This window comes from Bartonella sp. AA1HLJMS (genome assembly GCF_042197445.1).
GTDB lineage: Bacteria > Pseudomonadota > Alphaproteobacteria > Rhizobiales > Rhizobiaceae > Bartonella.
The window spans coordinates 1-1,091 of the sequence record NZ_JBHIRW010000213.1 but is presented as its reverse complement, the minus strand read 5'-3'; the positions used below and the strand labels follow the sequence as shown (position 1 = coordinate 1,091).

At 36.0% G+C, this 1,091-nt stretch carries 1 protein-coding gene; it reads left to right on the top strand.

What is annotated here, in order from left to right:
* On the top strand, positions 1–456 hold a 456-nt coding region (locus tag ACFIQE_RS10695), incomplete at its 5' end, for a phosphoribosylglycinamide synthetase C domain-containing protein (protein ID WP_375707736.1).
* Positions 457–1,091 lie beyond the last annotated feature (635 nt).

Here is a 1,091-nt window from a genome sequence, read left to right as displayed (position 1 = left end):
GGACCCGAATTAATTGAATTTAACGTACGATTCGGTGATCCTGAATGTCAAGTTTTAATGATGCGCCTCAAAGATGACATTTTGCCAATTTTTCTTGCTGCTGCTCAAGGAAAACTTGAAAATAAGCCTCTTCAGTGGTCTGAAAAAGCTGCTCTCACCGTTGTTATGGCTGCTAATGGTTATCCAGACTCTCCCCAAAAAGGTACTGTTATCCGTAACGTTGATCAAGTAAACTCTCTTCCCGATGTGAGAGTTTTTCAAGCTGGTACAGTGTTGCGTGATGGAGAACTCATTGCAAATGGTGGACGTGTTCTCAATATAACTGCAACAGGAAAAACGATTACGCATGCACAAAAACGTGCCTATGAAGCTGTTGATTGTATTGATTGGCCAGAAGGTTTTGTTCGTCGTGATATCGGATGGAGAGCCGTTGCGCGAGAAAATAAAATCCTTTGAATATTCTTTATTTACGATTTTATTATTTTATATAAGAGCATGACACACAAATTTTCTCACTGTTTTACGTTGACCATAATTTTGAAAAAATGAGTGTGCTTTCCTTTGAACAATCAAATATTATAAATAGAATATCTACTCATGATAAAATAGGAAAATTTTCTGAATCTGAAAAAAATTCAAAAACACTTCCAGTAATCTTCTGGTGTTTTAATGATGTGACAAAAACCCAAAATTATACCGCAAAAAAACAGTTTCTATTGTTATGAAAACCGTTTTTACCTCTCCGAAAAAAGCGTTTAACGTAATTGATTCCTGCTGCAAATGTATGGTGTTAAAAAACTCTTCATTTACAATCATTGACTTCCTCTTTGTCTTCAAGAACCAAAAGTCACACCAAATTCCGTCTGTAAAGGTCTGGATTTTCATTGAGCGGATTCCTCTTGCTTCCCACTCATATGCTGCACTTACACAAATACCTACAAGCAAACTTAAGAATATTTGCCATATCTTCTAAAACACTTCATGTGTGAAGTTTACACGCCTTATATTACCGCTCCAAACAACGATGTTTTACAGCACAACAAGATAAATGCTGACGGTCGTACAAAAATGAATGCATATTAATTTACTGG